Origin of the sequence: Streptomyces sp. Qhu_M48, assembly GCF_051305195.1 — a bacterium.
In the GTDB taxonomy this organism is placed as follows: domain Bacteria; phylum Actinomycetota; class Actinomycetes; order Streptomycetales; family Streptomycetaceae; genus Streptomyces.
The window spans coordinates 7,735,774-7,756,998 of the sequence record NZ_CP195432.1 but is presented as its reverse complement, the minus strand read 5'-3'; the positions used below and the strand labels follow the sequence as shown (position 1 = coordinate 7,756,998).

Here is a 21,225-nt window from a genome sequence, read left to right as displayed (position 1 = left end):
CCATGGATCGACTGCTGAGCGTTGACGAAGTGGCCGAGCTACTCGGCACCACCGCGCGGTTCCCGCGCCGCCTCATTGAGGAGCGTCGGATCACCTTCGTGAAGGTCGGCCGGCATGTCCGCATCCCCGAGAGTGCGGTCGCGTCCTTCGTCGCGGACAACACGATCGAGCCGATCATCATCCGGCCGGTGGCAAGGCTGAGGAGGGCTGCCTGATGGCTCGCAAGCGGAAGTCTCGCCGGAGCTTCGGGCGCGTGCGCAAGCTGCCCTCGGGCCGCTTTCAGGCTCGTTACCCGGGGCCTGACGGTGTCCTGCGTCCGGCTGACCGAACCTTCGCAACAACGACCGACGCGGACCTTTGGCTCGCAAAAAAGCGAGTGGAGATCGAGGAAGGGCGGTGGATCGATCCTGCAGACGGCGCGACCACCGTGCGCGACTGGTCGGCTCGCTGGCTGGCTGCTGTAGCTCCCCAGCTCAAGCACAAGACGCGGGCGTCGTACCGATCGCTGATCGAGTCGCGGATCAATCCGGTTCTGGGTGACCGCGAACTCTCCAGCCTTCGACCGATCACCGTGACCGAATGGATTGGAGACATGAAGGGAGCTGGACTCAGCGCCTCGCGCATCCGGCAGGCGTACCGAGTCCTGTCCCAGGTCATGGCCTCGGCCGTCGACAACGAACTCATTGGACAGACTCCGTGTCGTGGCGTGCGTCTTCCTCGGATGCCGCAGACCGAGCCGCACATCCTGACGCAGGTGGAGGTGTCGCGGATCGTCCGGAGCGCCAGCGCGCCGCACGATCTGTTGATCGCGCTGCTTGCCTTCGCGGGCCTCCGAGTCGGGGAGGCGTTCGCCCTCAGGCGCATGGATGTAGACGTGCCGGGCTGTCTCCTGGTGGTGGACGAGAACCTGGCTGAGGCGAATGGCGCCCTGGTCTTCGATACCCCGAAGTCGCATCAGAAGCGCGTCCTGACCCTGGCACCGTCGCTGGCGAAGAGGCTGGGCGCCTACCTGGACACGCTGCCCGGCGGTGACGACGCGTTGCTCTTCACGAACAGCTTCGGTCGACCCCTGCGCTACAACCAGTGGCGCAAGGCGCACTTCGACCCGGCGATCGCTGCGGCTGGTCTCTCGGATGTCACTCCGCACGACCTTCGTGCGTCGCACGGCACCTGGGTCGCCGATCGGTACGGCGTGATGACGGCCGCCCATCGGCTTGGGCACTCCAACGCGAGCGTCACCACCCGGCACTACGCTCGACCTGTGGCCGGCCGAGACGCTGAGGTTGCTGCCGCATCTGATGCTTGGCTCGAAGGGCATGCGGACGCCGATGGGGCACGTAGGGGGCACGACGACGATGACGACGGCTCCGCTGGCGTTCCTGCACGTGTCTGACCTGCGGCGCAACGTGTGGCGGCGCTGATCGCCGAAAGGTCTTGAAAACCGTCGTGGCAGCGATGTCACCGTGGGTTCAAATCCCACACCCACCGCAGGTGGATCGGCCGGCGTGCCGGTCGGAAGGGGTGCTCCGATACCGGAGCGCCCCTTTTTCGTGCGCGGCCGCAGTCTCGGAACGGGGTCCTCGGGATGCGGTCCTCGGGTGGTGCCGTGATGCTGGAGGGGCTGGAACAGCGGCTAGGAGGGCCAGATGTCTGTGTTCGACAAGCTCAAGGGGATGCTGAAGGGCCACGAGGACCAGGCCTCCAAGGGCGTCGACAAGGCCGGTGACTACGTCGACGGCAAGACGCAGGGCAAGTACGCCGGTCAGGTCGACACCGCCCAGGAGAAGCTCAGGCAGCAGATGGGAGGCACGCGCCAGGGACCCGACTCCCCGCCGCCGCCCCCGCCCCCGTCCCCGCCCCAGCAGTAGCGCGGAGGCGCGAACCGATCTGTCAGGGGCGCCCCGGATTCACCTCCGGGGCGCCCTTCGGTGTTCGATGGACCCCGTCGGGCGGGTGTGACCGGAGGAAGGGTGCGCTGACGTGGTGCGGATCGTGCTGGTGCAGGGGGACATCACCGCCGAGGCTGCGGACGCGATCGTCAATGCCGCGAACTCCTCGCTGCTGGGCGGCGGGGGAGTCGACGGGGCCATCCACCGGAAGGGCGGGCCCGAGATCCTCGCGGCCTGTCAGGAGCTGCGCCGCTCGCACTACGGCAAGGGGCTGGCGACCGGTCAGGCCGTGGCGACCACGGCGGGACGGTTGGCGGCCCGGCACGTGATCCATACGGTCGGGCCCGTCTGGTCGCGGGAGGAGGACCGTTCGGAGTCGCTGGCCTCCTGCTACCGCGCCTCCCTGCGGGTCGCCGACGAGCTGGGGGACCGTACGGTCGCGTTCCCCGCCATCTCCACCGGGATCTACGGCTGGCCGATGGAGGACGGCGCCCGGATCGCCGTGCGGACCGTGCGGTCCACCCCTACCGAGGTGGAGGAGGTCCGGTTCGTGCTCTTCGACGAGCGGGCACGGGCCGCCTTCGAGGCGGCCGTGGGGGAGTGGGACAGCCCCTAGGGCCGCTGCCGAGGCTCAGGGTGCGGGCCGTACCGCGCTAGGCGGGCTGCGGGGCGGGTGATTCCGGAGCGACCGCGACGTCGCGGGTCTCGCGCATGATCAGCAGCCCGTTGACCACCATCAGGGTCGCGGTCAGGCCGTGGACGCCCAGCGCGGTGGCCACGGAGCCGTGGTGGGCCAGCACGTTGGTCATGTCGCCGTACGCGGCGAGTGCTTCCACCAGCAGGACCCAGCCCAGCGCCCTGCGGTGACCCGTCACCAGCAGGATGCCCAGAACCAGGGCCAGGACGACGTCTCGGATTCCCTTGACGACCAGGAAGCCGTCGCCGTCGCCGGACGGCCAGCTCGGCAGGCCGTAGCCCGGCGCCGTCGTCTCCGGGCTCAGGATGTACTCCGTCCCGAACCAGAGGATGAAGAGGATGAAGGTGGCGGCCAGGAAGGTGTTGATCTTCTTAAGCGACATTGTTCTGCTCCCCGAGAGTCTTCAAGAGTCTTCGTCAGCTGTGAGCTTGGTGTGGTGGCGTCAGGCGAGGGCCGCGACCAGCAGGGTGAAGGCGGCGATGATGACGGCGACGCGGAGGTAGTGGTAGCGCTCCCAGCGGCGCAGCTGCTTCTTCCAGTCGGCGGGCCGGTTCTCGGGGGTCCAGGTCTTGTTCCGGTTGTTGATCGGGACGAGCAGCAGGACCGACATGAGCACGCTGAGGATCAGCAGTCCGGCGGCGGTGACGACGAGTCCGGCGCCGGGGTGGTGCCATCCGGCGACGGCCCAGATCGCGCTGAGGACGAGCGAGCCCATGTACCAGAACGGCATCAGGGCGCCGAGCATCCGGCCGCCGTGGGCGTGGCCGAGCTGGCGGCTGTCCTCGGGGAGCGCGTCCAGGATCCGGTTCATGACGAAGGCGACGGAGAACTCCACCCCCACCATCAGGCCGACGACGACGGTGGTGACGACCTCGAGCGCGTTGAGCATGATGACCCCTCCTGGGATCTAGCATTGCTAGCTGATGTCGCAAAGCTAGTACTACTGCCGCTCGGTTGTCTAGCGGTGCTAGGATTTCCCTATGTCGGTAAAGGAACGCAAAGAGCGCGAACGGGCGGAGCGCGAGCGCCTCATCGTGGCGACGGCCCGCGAACTCGCCGAGCAGCAGGGTTGGGACGCGGTCACCACCCGCCGGCTCGCCGAGCGCATCGAATACAGCCAGCCCGTCCTCTACAGCCACTTCCGCGGCAAGCGCGAGATCATCGGCGCCGTCGCCCTGGAGGGCGCCGCCGAACTGGCGGCGGCGGTGCGTGCCGCGACCTCCGCCGCGGACGGCCCGCGCGAGCGGGTCGCCGCCCTCGCCCGCGCCTACCTCGACTTCGCCGAGCGCAATCCGGCGGTCTACGACGCCTTGTTCCAGCTCGACGGGGGCCTGGCGTACGCGCGGGAGGACACTCCCGAGCCGCTGAAGGACGCTTTCGCAGCCCTGCTCGAGTGCCTCGCCGAGGTCGCCGGCGACGGCGTCCACCCGGGGATGTTCACCGAGATGTTCTGGGCGGCCCTGCACGGCCTGGCGACCCTGACCCGGGCGGGCCGCCTGCTGCCCGAGGACGCCGAGCCGCGGGTGCGGCTGCTGGTGGACCGGCTCGCCGTGGTCTGACACGCCGTTCTGACGAGCGCGCGGCCTGGGTGCGGGGCCTAGGTGCGCGGCGCGGGCGGGCGGCGGGGGTGCGCGGCCTGGGTACGCGGCGCCGGCGGGCGGCGGGGTGTGCGGCAGGAGTGTGCGGCAGGGGCGTGCCGTCTGTCGAATTCGTCTTCTCTTCGGAGGCGTTCGTTCTGGTTCCTTGTGGGGGACTCGCCGTGGCGTTCTTCCGGGAGGGCGATTGGCGGAAAATCTGCCGGAACGCTTCTTCCCTTGCGGCGCACCGACTGTGCCTGTCCTGAACCCTGCCTGCCGGTGTGAGCTGGGCCTTTCCTCGTACTGACCGGGTTTATCTGCTTGTCCTCACGCTTGCGGGGGAATCAGCCGCTCCAGGGTGGTTCGCCGGGGATTCGGTGGGCAACTCTGGATTCGCGACGTCGAGCACAAACGACCGGGGCGGTCGGCCAACTGCCCTGGACATGGCCGTACTTCAGAGAACCTTCTGAGCAGTTCCGTGCACAGCAACAGCTTTCAGTTCCCGGAGGAACACACATGGCAAGCATCCGTACCGCCCGCATCCTCGCCGCTGCCGCCGCCCTGCCCCTCGCCGCGGCGCTCTTCACCGGGGTGGCCCAGGCCGACAACGGTGGGTTCGCGGACGACGGATCGAACACGAGCGTCGCCTCGATCGTCGGCAGCGGCGTGGGCGGGGACAACTTCGGCAACTCGACCACGACGCAGCAGGTGGCGACCGGTTCCGGTGCCTCCAACCAGAACAACACGGCCAGCGTGAACGGCTCCGCGTTCACCCACATCGCGCAGAACAACGCGGCGGTCAACTTCCACCCGTGGTGGTGACCGAAAGCACGGCAGCCGGCCCGACGGGGGGCGTGACCGCGGTGTGAACGACGGCCCGCGCGCCGGTACTTCGGTACCGGCGCGCGGGCCGCAGCGCATTTAGGGGCGGGATGCGCGGGGCGCCCCGGGCGCGTGGGGGGTGTGGGGGCGTGGGGATGACGTGCACGGGGTCGCGCGTGGTTGCGGGGGCGAGGTGCGCTCAGGGCGCACGAGGGTGCGGGGCGAAGGCCGTGGTCGGTCGGCGCGCTTGACAGGGGTCCTGGATCTGACGGACAGTCAGAAACTTCAGTCGTCCCACGGGAGGCCGTCGCCGTGCACCTCGCCCCGACCGAGCGGCAGCTGCGGCTGCGCGCCGAGCTCCGCGCGTACTTCCGGGACCTGATGCCCGAAGGACCGCCCCCCGTCACCGACACCGCCGCCCAGCGCCGGTTGCTCCGCCGGATCGGCGCCGACGGGCTCCTCGGCCTCGGCTGGCCCGAGGAGTACGGGGGACAGGGCCGGGGCCCCGACGAGCAGTTCGTCTTCTTCGACGAGGCGTACCGCGCGGGCGCCCCCGTCTCGATGGTCACCCTCAACACCGTCGGGCCCACGCTCATGGCCTACGGGACCGAGGAGCAGAAGGCCTCCTTCCTGCCCCGGATCCTGCGCGGCGAGACCGTCTTCGCCATCGGGTACAGCGAGCCCGAGGCCGGCACCGACCTCGCCTCGCTCCGGACGCGCGCCGTCCGCGACGGGGACTCCTGGCGGATCGACGGCCAGAAGATCTTCACCTCCAACGCCCAGAACGCCGACTGGATCTGGCTCGCCTGCCGCACCGATCCCGCGGCGCCACCGCACCGGGGCATCTCGATCGTCCTCGTCCCGACCGACGCCCCCGGGTTCTCCTGGACGCCGATCGCGACCGTGGGCGGCCTGACCACGACGGCCACCCACTACGACGGGATACGGGTCCCCGCCGGGAACCTGGTCGGGCCCGAGCACGGCGGTTGGGGGCTCATCACCAACCAGCTCAACCACGAGCGGGTCGCGCTCGCCGCGATCGGCATGCAGGCGGAGGACTTCTTCGCGGCTGCGCTCGACCGGGCCAGGACCCCCGATCCGGTGACGGGCAGGCGTCGCGTTGACGAGCCGTGGATCCGGATCCGAGCCGCCGAGGCGCATGCCCGGCTGGCGGCGACACGCCTGCTCAACTGGCGTCTGGTGGGTGACGTGGGGGCGGGCCGGCTGGCCCCGGGGGACGCGAGCGGCGTGAAGTTCGTGGGAACCGAATCGGCGGTGGAGGTGTATCGAATATGTCAGGAGATCGCGGGCGGGGCGGGGACGGTGCGAGCGGGATCGCCGGGGGAGTTCGACGGCGGTGAGCTGGAGCGCATGAACCGGGCCGCGCAGATCAACACCTTCGGGGGAGGGGTGAGCGAGGTGCAGCGCGAGATCGTCGCGAGGATGCGGCTCGGCATGAAGGGGAGGGGACGACGATGACCCTCACGCAGCGGGACGGAGCGGCGGAGGCGCGGGACGCGTCGGACGCCCTGTGCGAGCGGCTCGCGGGGTTCGCGGGGCGGGCCGCCGCCACCTCGGGCCTCGGCAAGGACCCGGTCAACCTGCCCATGATCAGGCACTGGTGCGAGGCCATGGGGGACGCCCACCCGGCCTACCGGGGGCCGGACGCCGTCGCGCCGCCCACGATGCTCCAGGCCTGGACGATGGGCGGCCTCTCGGGGCACACGGGCCGCTCGTCCGCCTACGAGGAGCTGTTCGCCCTCCTCGACGGCGCGGGATACACCTCGGTGGTCGCGACCGACTGCGAGCAGGAGTACCTGCGGCCGCTGCGGCCCGGCGACGAGATCACCTTCGACACCGTCATCGAGTCGGTGTCGGAGCGCAAGCGGACCAAACTGGGGACGGGGCACTTCGTCACCACCCGGACCGACGTCCGCGTCGGCGGCGAACTCGCCGGGACCCACCGTTTCCGCATCCTCAAGTACGCGCCCGCGGGCAGGCCCACGAAGCCCGCCGCCGCCAGGCTCTCGAAGCCCGCGGCCCTGCCCACGAAGCCCGCCGTCCCGGATCCGGCGGCCCCCGCCGCCCGGCGGCCCCGGCCCGTGATCAACCGGGACAACGCCGGGTTCTGGGACGGGGTCGCCGCGCACCGGCTGCTCATCCAGCGCTGTGGGGACTGCGCGGCCCTGCGCCTGCCGTGGCTGCCCGGGTGCGCCGAGTGCGGGTCGGGGGAGTGGGACACGGTGGAGGCGAGCGGCGCCGGGACCGTCTTCTCGTACGTGGTGATGCACCACCCGCCCTTTCCGGCCTTCGACCCGCCGTACGCGGTGGGACTGATCGAACTCGCCGAGGGCGTACGGATGATCAGCAACGTGGTGGGGGTGCCGTACGACAAGGTGCGGATCGGGATGCCGGTGCGGCTGGAGTTCCTGCGGGTCGACGAGGAGCTCGAACTTCCCGTCTTCCGCGCGGGAGGGGAGGACTGACATGGACTTCACCCCCACGGAGGAGCAGGAGGCGGCCCGGGAGCTGGCCGCCCGGATCTTCGCCGACCTCGCCACCCACGAGCGGCTCAGGGCGGCCGGCACTGGCACCGACGCCGAGCTCTGGAAGGCGCTCTGCGCCGCCGGTCTCCCCGGCGCCGTCGAGGAGACCGGCCTCCTCGGCCTGGTCCTGCTCCTGGAGGAACAGGGGCGGGTGACGGCCCAGGTCCCGTTCGCCGCGACCTGCGCGTACGGGATCCTTGCCGTCGCCCGGCACGGTACGGAGGAGCAGCGTGCCCGGCTCCTGCCCGGCCTCCGCGACGGTACGACGGTGGTGACGGGGGCGTTCCCGGCGCCCGGCGGGGTCGCCTCGCACGACGGGCGACTCACCGGGACCGTCGACTGGGTGCCGTGGCTCAGGGACGCCACGCACGTCCTCGTACCGGACGAGGACCGCGTCCTGTGGCTGGTCCGCGTCGAGGACGCGGCCCGTGTCGATCTCGTCGAGCTCACCGCGCCCTGGTCCGCCGGCCGGCTCGTACTCGACGGAGCGACGGGGGAGCGGCTCGGGGCGGGTGCCGGTGCCGGTGCCGGTTCACGAGAGGGGGCGGCCGGGGAGGGGGACCGGGCAGATGCCGGAGAGTGGACCGGGGTGGGCGCCCCGGCGGATTCCGGGGAGGGTGCCCGGGCGGATGCCGGAGAGGGGGCCGGGGTGGGTGCCCCGGCGGATTCCAGGGAGGGCGGCGGGGAAGGAGGGGCCTACGCGGACGTGCTCGCCGCCGCCCGGGTCGCCTTCGCCGGGCTCCAGGCCGGGGTCTGCGCCGGGTCACTCGCCAGGGCCGTGGAGTACACCTCCGTCCGGGAGCAGTTCGGCCGCCCGCTCTCCACCCATCAGGCCGTACAGCTGCGCGCCGCCGACGCGCACATGGACACCGAGACCATCCGGGTCACCGCCTACGAGGCCGCCTGGCGCTTCGACGAGGGACTCGACGTCGACGGGGCGGCCCTGACCGCCGCCTGGTGGGCCTCCGAGGCGGGGAAACGGGTCGTGCACGCCGGGCAGCACCTGCACGGCGGGATGGGAGCCGACCTCGACCACCCCGTCCACCGGCACTTCCTGTGGGGCCGCCAGCTCGACGCCTACCTGGGCTGCGGGACCGAACTCCTCGCCGAACTCGGCGACCTGTTGGCCGAAGGAGACCTGTCATGAGCCCCGTCATGAGGCCCGGGGACGAGCTGCCGCCGCTCACCGTCCCGATCACCCGCACCCTGATCGTCGCCGGGGCCGTCGCCTCCCGCGACTACCAGGACGTCCACCACGACGCCGAGCTGGCCAGGGAGAAGGGCTCCCCGGACATCTTCATGAACATCCTCACGACCAACGGTCTCGTCGGCCGGTACATCACCGACCACTTCGGCCCCCGCGCGGTCCTCCGCAGGGTCGCCATCCGGCTCGGGGCGCCGAACCACCCCGGCGACACCATGGTCCTCACCGGCACGGTCACCGAGGTGGACGGGGACACGGCCCACGTCCGGGTCGTCGGCGCCAACGGGCTCGGACACCACGTCACCGGCACGGTCACCGTGGAGGTGGGGCGATGAGCCTCCGCGACCGCGACCGACTCGGCGGCCGGGCGGCCGTCGTCGGCATCGGGGCCACCGAGTTCTCCAAGGACTCGGGCCGCAGCGAGCTCTCCCTCGCCGTCGAAGCGGTGCGGGCGGCCCTCGTCGACGCCGGGCTCACCCCCGCCGACGTCGACGGGATGGTCACCTTCACCATGGACACCAACCCCGAGATCACCGTCGCCCAGGCGTCCGGAATCGGTGAGCTGTCCTTCTTCTCCCGTGTGCACTACGGAGGCGGGGCCGCCTGCGCCACCGTCCAGCAGGCCGCGCTCGCCGTCGCCGCCGGGGTCGCCGAGGTCGTCGTCTGCTACCGGGCGTTCAACGAGCGCTCCGGTCGCCGCTTCGGCTCCGGCGTCCAGCGGCGCGAGCCCTCCGCCGAGGGCGCGGCGCTCGGCTGGCAGCTGCCCTTCGGGCTGCTCACCCCGGCCTCCTGGGTCGCCATGGCCGCCCAGCGGTACCTCCACACCTACGGGTTGACCCCGGACGCCTTCGGCCATGTCGCCGTCACCGACCGGCGCCACGCGGCCCGCAACCCCGCCGCGTACTTCCACGGGAAGCCGATCACGCTCGCCGACCACGCCGCCTCGCGCTGGATCGTCGAACCGCTCCGGCTCCTCGACTGCTGCCAGGAGACCGACGGCGGCCAGGCGATCGTCGTCACCTCCGTCGAGCGCGCCCGCGACCTGCCGAGTCCGCCCGCCGTGATCCTGGCGGCGGCGCAGGGCGCGGGGCGGAGACAGGAGGCGATGACCAGCTTCTACCGGGACGGACTGACGGGCCTTCCGGAGATGGGCGTGGTGGCCCGGCAGCTCTGGCGGACGGCCGGGCTCGCGCCGACCGACATCGACGTGGGCATCCTCTACGACCACTTCACCCCGTTCGTGCTGATGCAGCTGGAGGAGTTCGGGTTCTGCGGCCCCGGGGAGGCGGCCGGCTTCGTCGCCGCCGACGCGCTCCCGCTGAACACGCACGGGGGCCAGCTCGGCGAGGCCTATCTGCACGGCATGAACGGCATAGCGGAGGCAGTGCGGCAGCTGCGGGGCACCTCGGTGAACCAGATACCCGGGGCGGAGCGCACCCTGGTCACGGCGGGCACGGGTGTCCCCACGTCCGGGCTGATCCTGGGGGCGGACGACTGAGGCGACGACCCCGGCGGCGACCGACCGGGGTCTTGGCCGCCCCGCCCGGTGACCGACCGGGCCTCAGCCGCCCCGCCCGGCGACCGACCGGGCCTCAGCCGCCCCGCCCGGTGGCCGACCGCGGCCCCAGCCGCCCCGCCCGGTGGCCCCCGATGTCCCAGCCGTCCCGCCCGGCGGGGCCGGCCTATGCCCCAGCCCCCACCCCCTGGCCGGCCCCCCCGACGCCCTCTTCCGTACGCGCGCGTCCCGGGTTCACGTACCGCCGGAACTCCGCCGCGACCCTGAGGCGGCCCCCAGGGGTCTCCACCCAGAGGAGGTCCAGCCGTCCCCACCCCTACAACCTGAGGCGGACTGCGGTTCGGGACCTGGGGCCGATCCGCCGGGTGCCCCTCCCCTCCTAGCGTGGAGTCATGACTCCGCCACCCTCTGGCCCCGTCTGCGCCGGTGCCTCGCAGTACGCGTCGTACTCGACCTTCTCCTCGTACGTACGGGCGCGTGGGCCCGTACTCCTGCGCACCGCGCGCTCCCTGACCGCCAACCCCTGCGACGCCGAGGACCTGCTCCAGACCGCGCTCGCCAAGACCTTCGTGGCCTGGGAGCGCATCGAGGACCACCGAGCCCTGGACGGCTACGTCCGCCGCGCCCTGCTGAACACCCGTACGTCGCAGTGGCGCAAGCGCAAGGTCGACGAGTTCGCGTGTGAGGAGCTCCCCGAGCCCGTCGGGCTCCCGGCGCCGGACCCGGCCGAGCGGCAGGTGCTGCACGACGCGATGTGGCGTGCGGTGACGAAACTGCCCGAGCGGCAGCGGCAGATGGTGGTCCTCAGGTACTACGAGGACCTCAGCGAGGCCCAGACCGCCGAGGTGCTCGGGGTGTCGGTCGGGACGGTCAAGAGCGCGGTGTCCAGAGCGCTCGGCAAGCTCCGGGAGGACCCGGAACTGATCCCCGTACGGTAGGCCTTCCACTCCTGCCAGTAATCACTGGCAATTTCCATACTCCCGGGTAGTGACATACCGCGTGGTATGTGCGCAGAATCTCCACACCCTTTCTGCCACGTAGCGCCCACCGGGAGGACGCCCCGTGTACAGCACCATGCAGGACGTACAGCTGACCGTGAGCCGCATCCTCAAGCACGGGATGACGATCCACGGGAAGTCCATCATCACCACCTGGACGGGCGAGCCCGAGCCGCACCGCCGCACGTTCGCGGAGGCCGGAGCACGCGCCCACCAGCTGGCCAACGCCCTGCGCGACGAACTCGGGGTGACCGGCGACCAGCGTGTCGCCACACTCATGTGGAACAACTCGGAGCACGTCGAGGCGTACTTCGCGATCCCCTCCATGGGCGCGGTCCTGCACACGCTCAACCTGCGCCTGCCCCCCGAGCAGCTGGTGTGGATCGTCAACCACGCCGCCGACCGGGTCGTACTCGTCAACGGCTCCCTGCTGCCCCTCCTCGCCCCGTTGCTGCCGCACCTGCCGACGATCGAGCACATCGTGGTCGCGGGTCCCGGGGACCGCTCCGTCCTGGACGGCGTGGCCCCTCGTGTGCACGACTACGAGGAGCTGATCGCCGGCCGTCCGACCACGTACGACTGGCCGGAGCTGGACGAGCGCTCGGCCGCCGCCATGTGTTACACCTCCGGCACCACGGGCGACCCCAAGGGAGTGGTCTACTCCCACCGTTCGATCTACCTGCACTCGATGCAGGTGAACATGGCCGAGTCGATGGGCCTCACCGACAAGGACACGACCCTGGTCGTCGTCCCGCAGTTCCACGTCAACGCCTGGGGCCTGCCGCACGCCACCTTCATGACCGGCATCAACATGCTCATGCCGGATCGTTTCCTCCAGCCGGCCCCGCTCGCCGACATGATCGAGCGCGAGAAGCCGACGCACGCGGCCGCGGTCCCCACCATCTGGCAGGGCCTGCTCGCCGAGGTCACCGCCAACCCGCGCGACCTCTCCTCGATGTCCCAGGTCACCATCGGCGGCGCGGCCTGTCCGCCCGCGCTCATGGAGGCGTACGACCGCCTCGGTGTCCGCCTCTGCCACGCCTGGGGCATGACCGAGACCTCCCCGCTGGGCACGATGGCCCACCCGCCGGCCGGGCTGACGGCCGAGGAGGAGTGGTCGTACCGCGTCACGCAGGGCCGGTTCCCGGCCGGTGTCGAGGGGCGTCTGGTCGGCCCCGCCGGCGAACACCTGCCCTGGGACGGCGAGTCGGCGGGCGAGCTGGAGGTGCGCGGCACCTGGATCGCGGGCGCGTACTTCGGCGGCGTCGACGGCGAGGCCGTCCGCCCGGCGGACAAGTTCAGCGAGGACGGCTGGCTGAAGACCGGTGACGTCGGCGTGATCAGCCCGGACGGCTTCCTCACCCTCACCGACCGCGCCAAGGACGTCATCAAGTCGGGCGGCGAGTGGATCTCCAGCGTCGAGCTGGAGAACGCGATCATGGCGCACCCGGAGGTGGCCGAGGCCGCCGTCGTCGCCGTACCGGACGAGAAGTGGGGCGAGCGCCCGCTGGCGACCGTCGTCCTCAAGGAAGGGGCCACGGCGGACTACGAGACGCTGAAGGCCTTCCTCGCCGACGAGGGCGGCATCGCGCGCTGGCAGCTGCCGGAGCGCTGGGCGATCGTGCCGGCGGTGCCGAAGACGAGCGTGGGCAAGTTCGACAAGAAGGTGATCCGCAGGCAGTACGCGGAGGGAGAGCTGGACGTGACGCGGCTGTAGTCACCGGAGGCGGGACCGGAACGGGGAGGGCGGATGCCCTCCCCGTTCCTTGTGGCGCCTGCTAGTTGGTGCCGATCTTCGCGAGCAGGTCGACGATCCGGGCCTGGACCTCGGTGCTGTTCGAGCGCTCGGCGAGGAAGAGGACCGTCTCGCCGGAGGACAGCTTCGGCAGCTCCTCCTCGGCGAGGTCGACCGAGGTGTAGACGACGAGCGGGGTGCGGTTGAGCTGCCCGTTCGCCCGCAGCCAGTCGATGATCCCGGCCCGGCGGCGGCGCACCTGCATCAGGTCCATCACGACCAGGTTCGGCCGCGTCCGGGTGGCGAGGGTGACCGCTTCGGTGTCCGTCGCCGCCCGCGCGACCTGCATCCCGCGCCGCTCCAGGGTGGCGGCGAGCGCCTCGGCGATGTCCTCGTTCTCCTCGATCAGCAGGACCCGGGACGGGTGCTGCTCGCTGTCGCGCGGCGCGAGCGCCTTGAGGAGTACGGCCGGATCGGCGCCGTACGCGGCCTCCCGGGTCGCCTGCCCGAGTCCGGCCGCGAGCAGCACGGGTACCTCGGCGGCGACGGCGGCCTGGCGCAGCGACTGGAGCGCGGTACGGGTGATGGGGCCGGTCAGCGGGTCGACGAAGAGCGCGGCGGGGAAGGCGGCGATCTGGGCGTCGACCTCCTCGCGGGAGTGCACGATGACCGGCCGGTAGCCGCGGTCGCTCAGCGCCTGCTGGGTGGAGACGTCGGGCGCGGGCCAGACGAGCAGCCGGCGCGGGTTGTCGAGAGGCTCGGGGGGCAGCTCGTCGTCGACGGGGCGCGGTGCGGGCCGGTTGGCGACCTCGACGGCGCCGCCGGGTCCGTCGAGCGGCTCGGGCCCCTCGGCGGAGCCCTCGGCGGGCGCTCCTATGGCGTACGCGCGGCCCTCGGGGGCGGCGGGGCCGAGCCCGAGCGCGGCCTCCGACGACGGGGGCTGGGACTGCGCCACGGGCTGGGCCCCCGGCTGCGACGGGGATCCGGCCTGCGGGTGCGGCCTGGCCTCGCCCGTGGGCGGTACGGCGAGCGCCGCCGGGACCGGCGGGTCGACCTCCGGCGGGGTGGCGAGCTTGCGCCGCCGTCCCGAGCCGTTGGAGGGGCCGCCGGAGGTCGTGGGGGCCGGAGTGGCGCCCGGTGCCACCGGGGCTGACGGAGTGGGAGAGGCCGCCGGGGCCGGGGAGGCGTGCGGGGTCACCGCCGCCGGGGGGACGAAGGGGACGCCCTGCCCGAGGGTGCGGACGCTGAACGCCCGCCCCTGGGTGGAGTCCTTCGGCATGGGCAGCTCGGGCGGCAGGGGTACGGAGCCGGTGCCGGTGACGGAACCGGTGCTGTTCCGGGGCTGGGGCTGGGGCTGGGGCTGGGGCTGGGGCTCGGGCTGCGGGTCGGGCCGCGGTGCCGGCCGCGGCTCGGGCAGCGCCTCCGGCTCGGGCGGCGGAGGTGTGACGGCGCGGCGACGCCCGGTCGGCTCCGCCGGGGGGAGACCCGAAGGGACGGCCGTCGCGGCCTGGCCCTGCGGCTGACCGTTCGCCTGACCGTGGGTCTGACCGTGGTCCTGACCGTTCACCTGTCCGAGGGCCTGCCCGGGGGCCTGACCGTGGGTCTGTCCGTGCGGATGGTGCTGCGGAGGCGTGTGCGCGGCGCCCGGGACACCCCGTACGACCTCGTGCCGCCCCTCGTCGGAGACCGGCAGCGGCCCGGCGAACGGAGGGGCGAACGGAGCGTCGCCCGGGGCGGTGGTGGACTCGGGAGCGCGGTCGGCGTCGGCGGGCGGGAGCGCGAACGGCGTCCGGGGCCCGGCCTCGGCCGCGGCCGCCCGCTCCTGCGCGGCGGCGAGCGCACGCCGACGGCGCCCGCTCGGCTGCGCCTCGGGCGCGTGGTCGGGGGAGGCGACGGCGGGCAGCGCCCGGGCCGGCGCGGGCGCCCCCGAGGGCTCGACGGCGACTCCCTGCGGCGGTACGGCCGCGCCGAGCGCGGCACGCCCCTGCGCACCCTCGGCGGCGGTCACCACGGATCCCTCGGCCGGCCGGCCGCGACGGCGCCCGGTCGGCTCGACGACGGACGCGCCCGAACCGCCGGTGGCGGCTCCGAGGGCGGCGTGCTGCGGGGCCTGTGCCTGGGCGGGGATCAGCTCGGCGGGTCCGGTGGCGGCCTCCACCGGCTCCCCCTGCTCGCCCGAGCGGCCACGGCGGCGGCCACGGGGCTCGGCGCCGCCCTCGGACGTGACGGGGCTGTCCAGGAAGGCGTCCGTGGAGCCGCGACGGGCCCGCCGCCGCCCCCCACCGGAGGTCTCCGCGCCACCGACGTCGACGCCGACGTCGACGCCGGCGTCGAGGCCGACGTCGAGGCCGGAGGCGGGAGCGGGGGTGGGAACGGCGGTGTGACCGGTGTCGAAACCGGTGTTGAGGCCGGCGTCGACGCCGGTGCCGAGGCCGGCGGAAGGAGCCGGGGAGGAGAGGGGGGCGGAGGCCTGGGCGGGCAGCGCGAGGGCCTCCCGGCCACCACCGGCGCCGGCTCCGCGCAGGGATCCGTCGTTCCTCGGCTCGGGCGCGGGGACCGTGCCCCGCCCGCCGCCGAGGGGGACTTCGAGGACGTACGCGCCGCCGCTCGTCCCCGGCACCTCATGGGTCTGCACGACACCGCCGTGCGCCGCCACGATCCCGCGCACGACCGGCCCGTGGACCGGGTCGCCACCCGCGTACGGGCCGCGGACCTCGATCCGTACGACGTCACCGCGCTGTGCGGCCGCGACGACGATCGTGGAGTCGGACGCCACGGCGCCCTGGGCGTTGGTCCGGTTCTTGCCGGTCGCGTCGACCCCGGCGACGTCCGCGACGAGATGGGCGAGCGCCGTCGCGAGCCGGGCCGCGTCGACCTCGGCCTCGATGGGCGGCGCGTGCACGGCGAACTGGGCGCGACCGGGCCCGATCAGCTCGACGGCTCCGTCGATGCCCGCCGTCACGACCCCGTCGAGGAGCGCGACGCGCCGGTCCAGCTCCTCCGTGCCCGCGTCCAGGCGCTGGTAGCCCAGGACGTTGTCGACGAGCGCCGTCATCCGGGCGTACCCGGCGGCGAGGTGGTGCAGGACCTGGTTGGCCTCGGGCCAGAGCTGTCCGGCGTCGTCGGCGGCGAGGGCGCCCAGCTGGGTGCGCAGCTCCTCCAGGGGGCCGCGCAGGGACTCGGCGAGGACGGCCGTGAGCTGCTCGTGCCGGGCGGCGAGGGAGGCGTACAGCTCCTGCTGGGCCTCCCGTTCCGCCGCGTTCCGCTCGGCGCGGTCGGCGAGTTCCGTGGCGTTCCGCTCCGTGAGCTCGGCGAGTTCGGCGGCGTGCTGCTCTTCGAGCTGCTCGTACGGCCTGCGGTCGGTGAAGGTCATGACCGCGCCGACGAGCTGGTCGCCGTCGCGGACCGGAGCGGTCGTCAGGTCGACCGGCACCCGGTGGCCCTTCTTCGCCCACAGGACCTGCCCGCGGACGCGGTGCTTGCGGCCGGACTTGAGGGTGTCGGCGAGCGCCGACTCCTCGTACGGGAAGGGTTCGCCGTCGGCCCGCTTGGCGAGGACCAGCGGGTGCAGCTCCTGGCCGCCGAGTTCGCCGGCGCGGTAGCCGAGGATCTGCGCGGCGGCGGGGTTGACCAGGACGACCCGGCCGTCGGTGTCCGTGCCGACGACGCCCTCGGAGGCGGCGCGCAGGATCATCTCGGTCTGCCGCTGCGAGCGGGCGAGTTCGGCCTCGGTGTCGAGGGTGCCGGTGAGGTCCCGTACGACCAGCATGAGCAGCTCGTCGCCGGTGTAGCCGCCGTACGAGTCGTAGGCCTCGCGGCCGTCCTCCAGGCTGGCGCTGGTCACCTCGACGGGGAACTCGCTGCCGTCCGTGCGGCGGGCCATCATCCGGGTCGGCTTGGTACGGCCCCGCTCGTCGGTGCCCTCGGGGCGGCGCATGGAGCCGGGGATGAGCCGGGAGTCGAAGTCCGGCAGCAGGTCGAGCAGACCGCGCCCGACGAGCGCGGTGCCCGGGGTCTCGAACATGCCGAGAGCGATCGTGTTGGCGTTGACGACCGTCCCGTTGCAGTTGACGAGCACGAGGCCGTCGGGGAGGGCATCGAGTATGGCTGCGAGGCGAGCAGCGCCTCGGGATGGCCTGCTGCTCACGACGACGCTTCCTCCCTGACGCACTGCACGTGCCTGCCCAACGGTCGGCGGCCCATCTTGCCCCTCGGGCCGCAGCCTGTCACTGAGGGGAGTCTAAGGGAGCCTCCGGGGGTGACCCCTGCTTCATCCCCTGACAAGGGGAAGGACGGGCTCCAGGTTCTCCCATCGGTCGATCTCACAGCCGTCGGCCCGGGAGAAGCGGGCGTCGACGGTACGGCCCCGCCAGGTGCCGGTGACGTGCGCGACGGCGGGCCCGCCGTAGACCTGCGTGCAGAGCTGGTCGGCGGGCACGGGCCCGAACGGGTCCGCGCCCGCCCGCGCGAGCTGTTCGAGGCGCTCGCAGGCGTCCTCGCGGGCCGGGTGGTTGCCGCCGGCCCGGCTGTCGCACGTCAGCTCGAAGGTGCCGTCGGCGTTCGGGTAGCCGCTCTCGGCGACGGTCACCGTCAGCGTGTCGGGCGACGAGAACAGGGGCAGCGGCAGAGGGCCGAATCCGGCGGTGCCGACGGCGGTGGTGGCCAGGGTGGCGAGGGCGAGGTGGCGCAGCATGCGGATCTCCAGGAAACGGGGGTGTACGACGGGGCGGATAGCGGGGGCGGGTGCACGGCGTGCCCCCGCCCCCGTCTAACGCTCCGGGCGTCCGGGCGTTGCGCAAGCGGGGTGCGCCGGGCGGGCGCGGACCCGGGCGGGCGCGGCCGGCCCCGGCCGTTCCCGAGCGTGCGGGGCGGCTCGGGGTGGGCGGCCCCGGCCGTTCCCGAGCGTGCGGGGCGGCTCGGGTGGGGCGGCTCAGGGTGGGCGGCTCGGGTGGGCAGGGATCGTTCTCGGCGGAGGGGTTCCCGCGGCCGGCCGGGATCGCTCCCGCGGACGGCACGACGGGGGTCCGGGGCTTTGCCCTCGACCCCGGAGGACTAGTACGGTGAGAATCGATTGGTGACACCCGGTTCGTCTGTGTCATCATCTGCACGCACCAACCGCGCATGCGCGAGGTGCATGGAGGCGTCGCCTAGTCCGGTCTATGGCGCCGCACTGCTAATGCGGTTTGGGTTTTAAAGCCCATCGAGGGTTCAAATCCCTCCGCCTCCGCCCCTACCGAAGCCCCGGCCTCCAAGGCCGGGGCTTCGGCCGTTCCGGGCCCCTCGCGCCGACCGGGCCCGCCGGCTCTCACACGGCGTTTTCGCAGGTCACAAGGGGTGGGGTAATCGGATTTCACATGACGGCGGCAGTCATGTAATGTTCTTCCTGTCGCCGCGAGCGGGTCGAAAGGCCGGGGAGCGAAGGCAAGAAAAAAGAACAAGCACTCGTAGCTTAACGGATAGAGCATCTGACTACGGATCAGAAGGTTGCAGGTTCGAATCCTGCCGAGTGCACACAGATCAAAGGCCCCCTGGACATCGTCCAGGGGGCCTCTGGCATCAGCGGGTGACATCAACGCGGGCGTACGGGCCCCGGCCTCCTCGGGAGGTCGGGGCCTTCGGCTTCCCGGGGTGGGGAGTTAGGGTCGGATGATCGTTCTTTCATCTCGAATGTGGGGGTTGGGGCATGGCGCTCTTCGGGAACGCGCACGCGATCGATCCGGCGCAGGCGCAGCAGGACTACGCGCGGCTGCTCGGGCCGGGGGAGCAGGTGCACGCCGCGTACCTGCTGATCCGCGACACGATCTTCTTCACCGACCGGCGTCTCGTGCTGGTCGACAAGCAGGGGATCACCGGCAAGAAGGTCGAGTACCACTCGATCCCGTACCGCAGCATCACGCACTTCGCCGTCGAGACCGCCGGCACCTTCGACCTCGACGCCGAGCTGAAGATCTGGATCTCGGGCAGCCAGCTGCCCGTGCAGAAGACCTTCACCAAGGGCGTCGACATCTACGAGGTGCAGGCGATCCTGACGCAGTTCGTCGCCAAGTAGGCAGTGCGCCGAGGGGAGGGGTTCCCGGTATTTTCCCGGGAACCCCTCCCCTTTTGGGTGAACCTGTCTGATTTGCATGTCAGTTGAATATGCCTTCGTCCTAGCTTGCGTGGCGGAGGTGATGATCGATGGACGCGATCGACATCGATGACTTGGTGTACGCCGCGACCGGCGCGCCCCTGCGGCGGCTGACCGCGCCCGACGGGACCCACTGGTTCCCCGTCGTGGACGTGGCGAAGCGGCTCGGATACGCGGGGACGCGGGAGGCGCTGCGGACGGTGGTGCTGCCCGACACGTGCCTGACGTCGGCCCGGGAGCTCACCGGGGACGGGGAGTTCCCCGGCCGGTGCGGGATCAGGGCGTCGACGCGGATGGTGAGTCTGCAGGGGCTCGTCCAGCTCGTCGGGGCGTGCCGGAAGCCGGAGGCCGGGCCCTTCCGGGCATGGACGGCCGAGGTCATAGCGGCGATCCAGCGGTACGGCGGGTACGGGCTCGAACCCTCCCCGGTGCACACCGGGTTCGTCCTGCCGCCGGAGCTCGTCGACGTCCTCGTACGGCTCGACGGGCAGTTCGACGAGGGCGCCGCCGGGTACGCCGAGCACACCGAGTACGCGGAGCTGCTCCGCGAGACGCGGCGGAGTCTCTCAAGGGTCGCCGAATCCCTTGAGCGGCTCGCCGTGCCCCGCCAGCGCACCGGTGCCGTCGTCGCGCTCACCCCGCAGGAGCTCGTGGAGTCCTGGGCCCTCACCGGGGACGTGTGGGTGGTCGCCACCTGCCTCGCCCCGGCCCTGGTCCGGGGTGGTGTCCGCTACCGGGCCCAGGACGTCACCCGGCGCACCGGTCTCTCCCGCGAGCGGGTCCGGGACTGCGTACGCCTCCTCGTCGAACGCGGCTGCATGCGGGAGGTCGGGGGGCCGGACGCGGACGGGGCACGGATCTACGTCCTGCCCTGAGGCGTCGGAGGGGAGTGCCTGGCGGGAGTGCCGCAGGGGTGCGTGAGGGGGAGTGCGCCTGGGGGAGTGGCTGAGGGGGGTGCCTGAGGGGGCCTGACGGGGCCGCCCCGGTGGTGGTTCCGGGGCGGGGGCGTGGCCGGGCGGAAGTGGCGGAGACTGGGGGGCGGGGAGTCGGGGAGTTCGCACGGAGGAGGAGCGGGCGTGGAGTGGCGGTGCCGGGGGATCACCTGGAGCGGCGGAGTGCCGGGGCTGCGCTGGCGCGGCGGGAGGGTCAGCGCCCTCGGGTACGGGCAGGCGCTCGCCTTCCGGGCCGCGGGGGAGCGGCGTTGCCCCGGCGCGCGGGACAATCCCTGCCCGGTGGAGGCCGTGGTGCCCGGCCGGGCCACCGGTGGCCGGTGCCCGGAGTGCGCGCGGCTCGACCGGGCCCACTCGGTCGCCGCCGACACCTTCCTCGACGATCCGCAGCCCTACCGCGTCTACCTGGCTTGGTTCGGGCCCGGCATGACCAAGGTGGGGATCACCGCCGAGGCCCGGGGTGAGGCCCGGCTCCTCGAACAGGGCGCCGTCACGTTCAGCTGGCTCGGGCGGGGGCCTCTGATGGCCGCCCGGCGGACCGAGGAGGTGCTCCGGCAGGCGCTGGGGGTGCCGGACCGGGTGGCGTACGAGCGGAAGCGGGCCGCCCGGCACGCCCTGCCGGCCGTCCGGGACCGGGCCGGGGAGATCGGGGAACTGCACCGGCGCGCACGGGAGGTCGGCGGCTGGACGGAGACGCTGGAGCCGTTGGAGTTCGTCCCGCGCGACCACGCCGAGGCCTTCGGGCTCGACGGGCTGCCGCCGCTCGACGGCACGGTCTCCGAACTGGTCGACGGGGGCGTCGTCACCGGACGCCTGCTCGCCGCCGCCGGGCCCGATCTGCACCTCCTCGACCCCACTGGCCGCTGTCTCGCCCTCGACACCCGGCTGATGGGCGGCTGGGTGCTCCAGGGCGCCGGGGAGGGGGAGGCCGCCTTCTCCGCGCCGGTGACACCGGCGGTGACGGCTGCCGCCGACCCGACCGCCCAGGGAGAGCTCTTCTGACCGGTCGTCGTCGACGTCGACGCGCGGGGAGAGGCCTTGTGACCGGTCGGCGTCGACTCCGGCGCGAACGAGTTTCCTTCCGGGTGGTCGCCGTCGCTTCGTAAAGTCTTGGATCCCTTTGCCCGGGCGCCGTGGACAGCCCCGCCCCGGCCCGGCGAGGGT

The 21,225-nt window shown here is 72.6% G+C and carries 20 protein-coding genes and 2 tRNA genes; 18 read left to right on the top strand and 4 right to left on the bottom strand.

Annotated elements, in window-relative coordinates:
- Positions 1 to 2: 2 nt before the first annotated feature.
- The 4 genes from ACRRSS_RS35005 to ACRRSS_RS34990 all read left to right on the top strand — a co-directional run bounded on the left by ACRRSS_RS35005 (position 3) and on the right by ACRRSS_RS34990 (position 2,505).
- Entirely contained in the window at positions 3 to 215 is a 213-nt protein-coding gene (locus ACRRSS_RS35005) for an excisionase family DNA-binding protein (protein ID WP_435974981.1), read from the top strand.
- Entirely contained in the window at positions 215 to 1,393 is a 1,179-nt protein-coding gene (locus ACRRSS_RS35000) for a tyrosine-type recombinase/integrase (RefSeq protein WP_435974980.1), read from the top strand. The genes ACRRSS_RS35005 and ACRRSS_RS35000 overlap by 1 nt, the downstream gene beginning before the upstream one ends.
- Before the next feature lie 253 nt (positions 1,394 to 1,646).
- Positions 1,647 to 1,868, top strand: a complete 222-nt coding sequence (locus ACRRSS_RS34995) for an antitoxin (protein WP_435974979.1) — start codon at positions 1,647 to 1,649, stop codon at positions 1,866 to 1,868.
- Between the two features lie 112 nt (positions 1,869 to 1,980).
- On the top strand, positions 1,981 to 2,505 hold the full coding sequence (locus ACRRSS_RS34990) for an O-acetyl-ADP-ribose deacetylase (protein WP_435974978.1): 525 nt from the start codon (positions 1,981 to 1,983) through the stop codon (positions 2,503 to 2,505).
- Between the two features lie 37 nt (positions 2,506 to 2,542).
- Here the strand turns inward: ACRRSS_RS34990 and ACRRSS_RS34985 are convergent, their stop codons facing one another.
- Both ACRRSS_RS34985 and ACRRSS_RS34980 read right to left on the bottom strand, forming a co-directional pair.
- Positions 2,543 to 2,968, bottom strand: a complete 426-nt coding sequence (locus ACRRSS_RS34985) for a DUF4267 domain-containing protein (protein ID WP_435974977.1) — start codon at positions 2,966 to 2,968, stop codon at positions 2,543 to 2,545.
- A 60-nt stretch (positions 2,969 to 3,028) separates the two neighbouring features.
- The gene (locus ACRRSS_RS34980; RefSeq protein ID WP_435974976.1) at positions 3,029 to 3,475 is read right to left on the bottom strand and encodes an anthrone oxygenase family protein; all 447 of its coding nucleotides are present in this window, start codon (positions 3,473 to 3,475) and stop codon (positions 3,029 to 3,031) included.
- A 91-nt stretch (positions 3,476 to 3,566) separates the two neighbouring features.
- Between ACRRSS_RS34980 and ACRRSS_RS34975 the strand changes: the two genes are divergently transcribed.
- The 9 genes from ACRRSS_RS34975 (at position 3,567) to ACRRSS_RS34935 (ending at position 12,966) form a co-directional block, all read left to right on the top strand.
- Positions 3,567 to 4,145 (top strand): TetR/AcrR family transcriptional regulator, encoded by a 579-nt coding sequence (locus tag ACRRSS_RS34975; RefSeq protein ID WP_435974975.1) that lies wholly within the window; start codon positions 3,567 to 3,569, stop codon positions 4,143 to 4,145.
- 534 nt (positions 4,146 to 4,679) lie between these two features.
- On the top strand, positions 4,680 to 4,985 hold the full coding sequence (locus ACRRSS_RS34970; protein WP_435974974.1) for a hypothetical protein: 306 nt from the start codon (positions 4,680 to 4,682) through the stop codon (positions 4,983 to 4,985).
- Positions 4,986 to 5,297: 312 nt separating this feature from the next.
- Positions 5,298 to 6,464, top strand: a complete 1,167-nt coding sequence (locus ACRRSS_RS34965; RefSeq protein ID WP_435974973.1) for an acyl-CoA dehydrogenase family protein — start codon at positions 5,298 to 5,300, stop codon at positions 6,462 to 6,464.
- A complete protein-coding gene (locus tag ACRRSS_RS34960) occupies positions 6,461 to 7,471 on the top strand; it encodes a bifunctional MaoC family dehydratase N-terminal/OB-fold nucleic acid binding domain-containing protein (protein ID WP_435974972.1) in 1,011 nt (336 codons plus the stop codon). Before ACRRSS_RS34965 ends, ACRRSS_RS34960 begins: the two co-directional genes overlap by 4 nt.
- Position 7,472: 1 nt before the next feature.
- The gene (locus tag ACRRSS_RS34955; RefSeq protein WP_435974971.1) at positions 7,473 to 8,678 is read left to right on the top strand and encodes an acyl-CoA dehydrogenase family protein; all 1,206 of its coding nucleotides are present in this window, start codon (positions 7,473 to 7,475) and stop codon (positions 8,676 to 8,678) included.
- Between the two features lie 8 nt (positions 8,679 to 8,686).
- Positions 8,687 to 9,070, top strand: a complete 384-nt coding sequence (locus tag ACRRSS_RS34950) for a MaoC family dehydratase (RefSeq protein WP_351895258.1) — start codon at positions 8,687 to 8,689, stop codon at positions 9,068 to 9,070.
- Positions 9,067 to 10,233: a lipid-transfer protein gene (locus ACRRSS_RS34945; RefSeq protein WP_435974970.1), complete on the top strand. Its 1,167-nt coding sequence runs from the start codon at positions 9,067 to 9,069 to the stop codon at positions 10,231 to 10,233. The genes ACRRSS_RS34950 and ACRRSS_RS34945 overlap by 4 nt, the downstream gene beginning before the upstream one ends.
- A 410-nt stretch (positions 10,234 to 10,643) precedes the next feature.
- A complete protein-coding gene (locus tag ACRRSS_RS34940) occupies positions 10,644 to 11,189 on the top strand; it encodes a SigE family RNA polymerase sigma factor (protein WP_435974969.1) in 546 nt (181 codons plus the stop codon).
- Positions 11,190 to 11,313: 124 nt separating this feature from the next.
- Positions 11,314 to 12,966, top strand: a complete 1,653-nt coding sequence (locus ACRRSS_RS34935) for a long-chain fatty acid--CoA ligase (RefSeq protein ID WP_435974968.1) — start codon at positions 11,314 to 11,316, stop codon at positions 12,964 to 12,966.
- A 61-nt stretch (positions 12,967 to 13,027) separates the two neighbouring features.
- Here ACRRSS_RS34935 and ACRRSS_RS34930 read toward each other — a convergent pair whose 3' ends face one another.
- Positions 13,028 to 17,131, bottom strand: a complete 4,104-nt coding sequence (locus tag ACRRSS_RS34930; RefSeq protein WP_435974967.1) for a PAS domain-containing protein — start codon at positions 17,129 to 17,131, stop codon at positions 13,028 to 13,030.
- A gap of 123 nt (positions 17,132 to 17,254) precedes the next feature.
- A complete protein-coding gene (locus ACRRSS_RS34925) occupies positions 17,255 to 17,677 on the bottom strand; it encodes an SSI family serine proteinase inhibitor (RefSeq protein ID WP_435974966.1) in 423 nt (140 codons plus the stop codon).
- Positions 17,678 to 18,120: 443 nt separating this feature from the next.
- Between ACRRSS_RS34925 and ACRRSS_RS34920 the strand changes: the two genes are divergently transcribed.
- From ACRRSS_RS34920 to ACRRSS_RS34900, 5 genes are all read left to right on the top strand, one after another.
- A tRNA-Ser gene (locus ACRRSS_RS34920) sits at positions 18,121 to 18,211 on the top strand.
- Positions 18,212 to 18,422: 211 nt separating this feature from the next.
- A tRNA-Arg gene (locus ACRRSS_RS34915) sits at positions 18,423 to 18,495 on the top strand.
- 172 nt (positions 18,496 to 18,667) lie between these two features.
- The gene (locus ACRRSS_RS34910) at positions 18,668 to 19,033 is read left to right on the top strand and encodes a PH domain-containing protein (protein ID WP_327163245.1); all 366 of its coding nucleotides are present in this window, start codon (positions 18,668 to 18,670) and stop codon (positions 19,031 to 19,033) included.
- A 128-nt stretch (positions 19,034 to 19,161) separates the two neighbouring features.
- The gene (locus tag ACRRSS_RS34905) at positions 19,162 to 19,986 is read left to right on the top strand and encodes a BRO-N domain-containing protein (RefSeq protein ID WP_435974965.1); all 825 of its coding nucleotides are present in this window, start codon (positions 19,162 to 19,164) and stop codon (positions 19,984 to 19,986) included.
- A gap of 201 nt (positions 19,987 to 20,187) precedes the next feature.
- On the top strand, positions 20,188 to 21,063 hold the full coding sequence (locus ACRRSS_RS34900; protein WP_435974964.1) for a DUF2797 domain-containing protein: 876 nt from the start codon (positions 20,188 to 20,190) through the stop codon (positions 21,061 to 21,063).
- Positions 21,064 to 21,225: the final 162 nt, after the last annotated feature.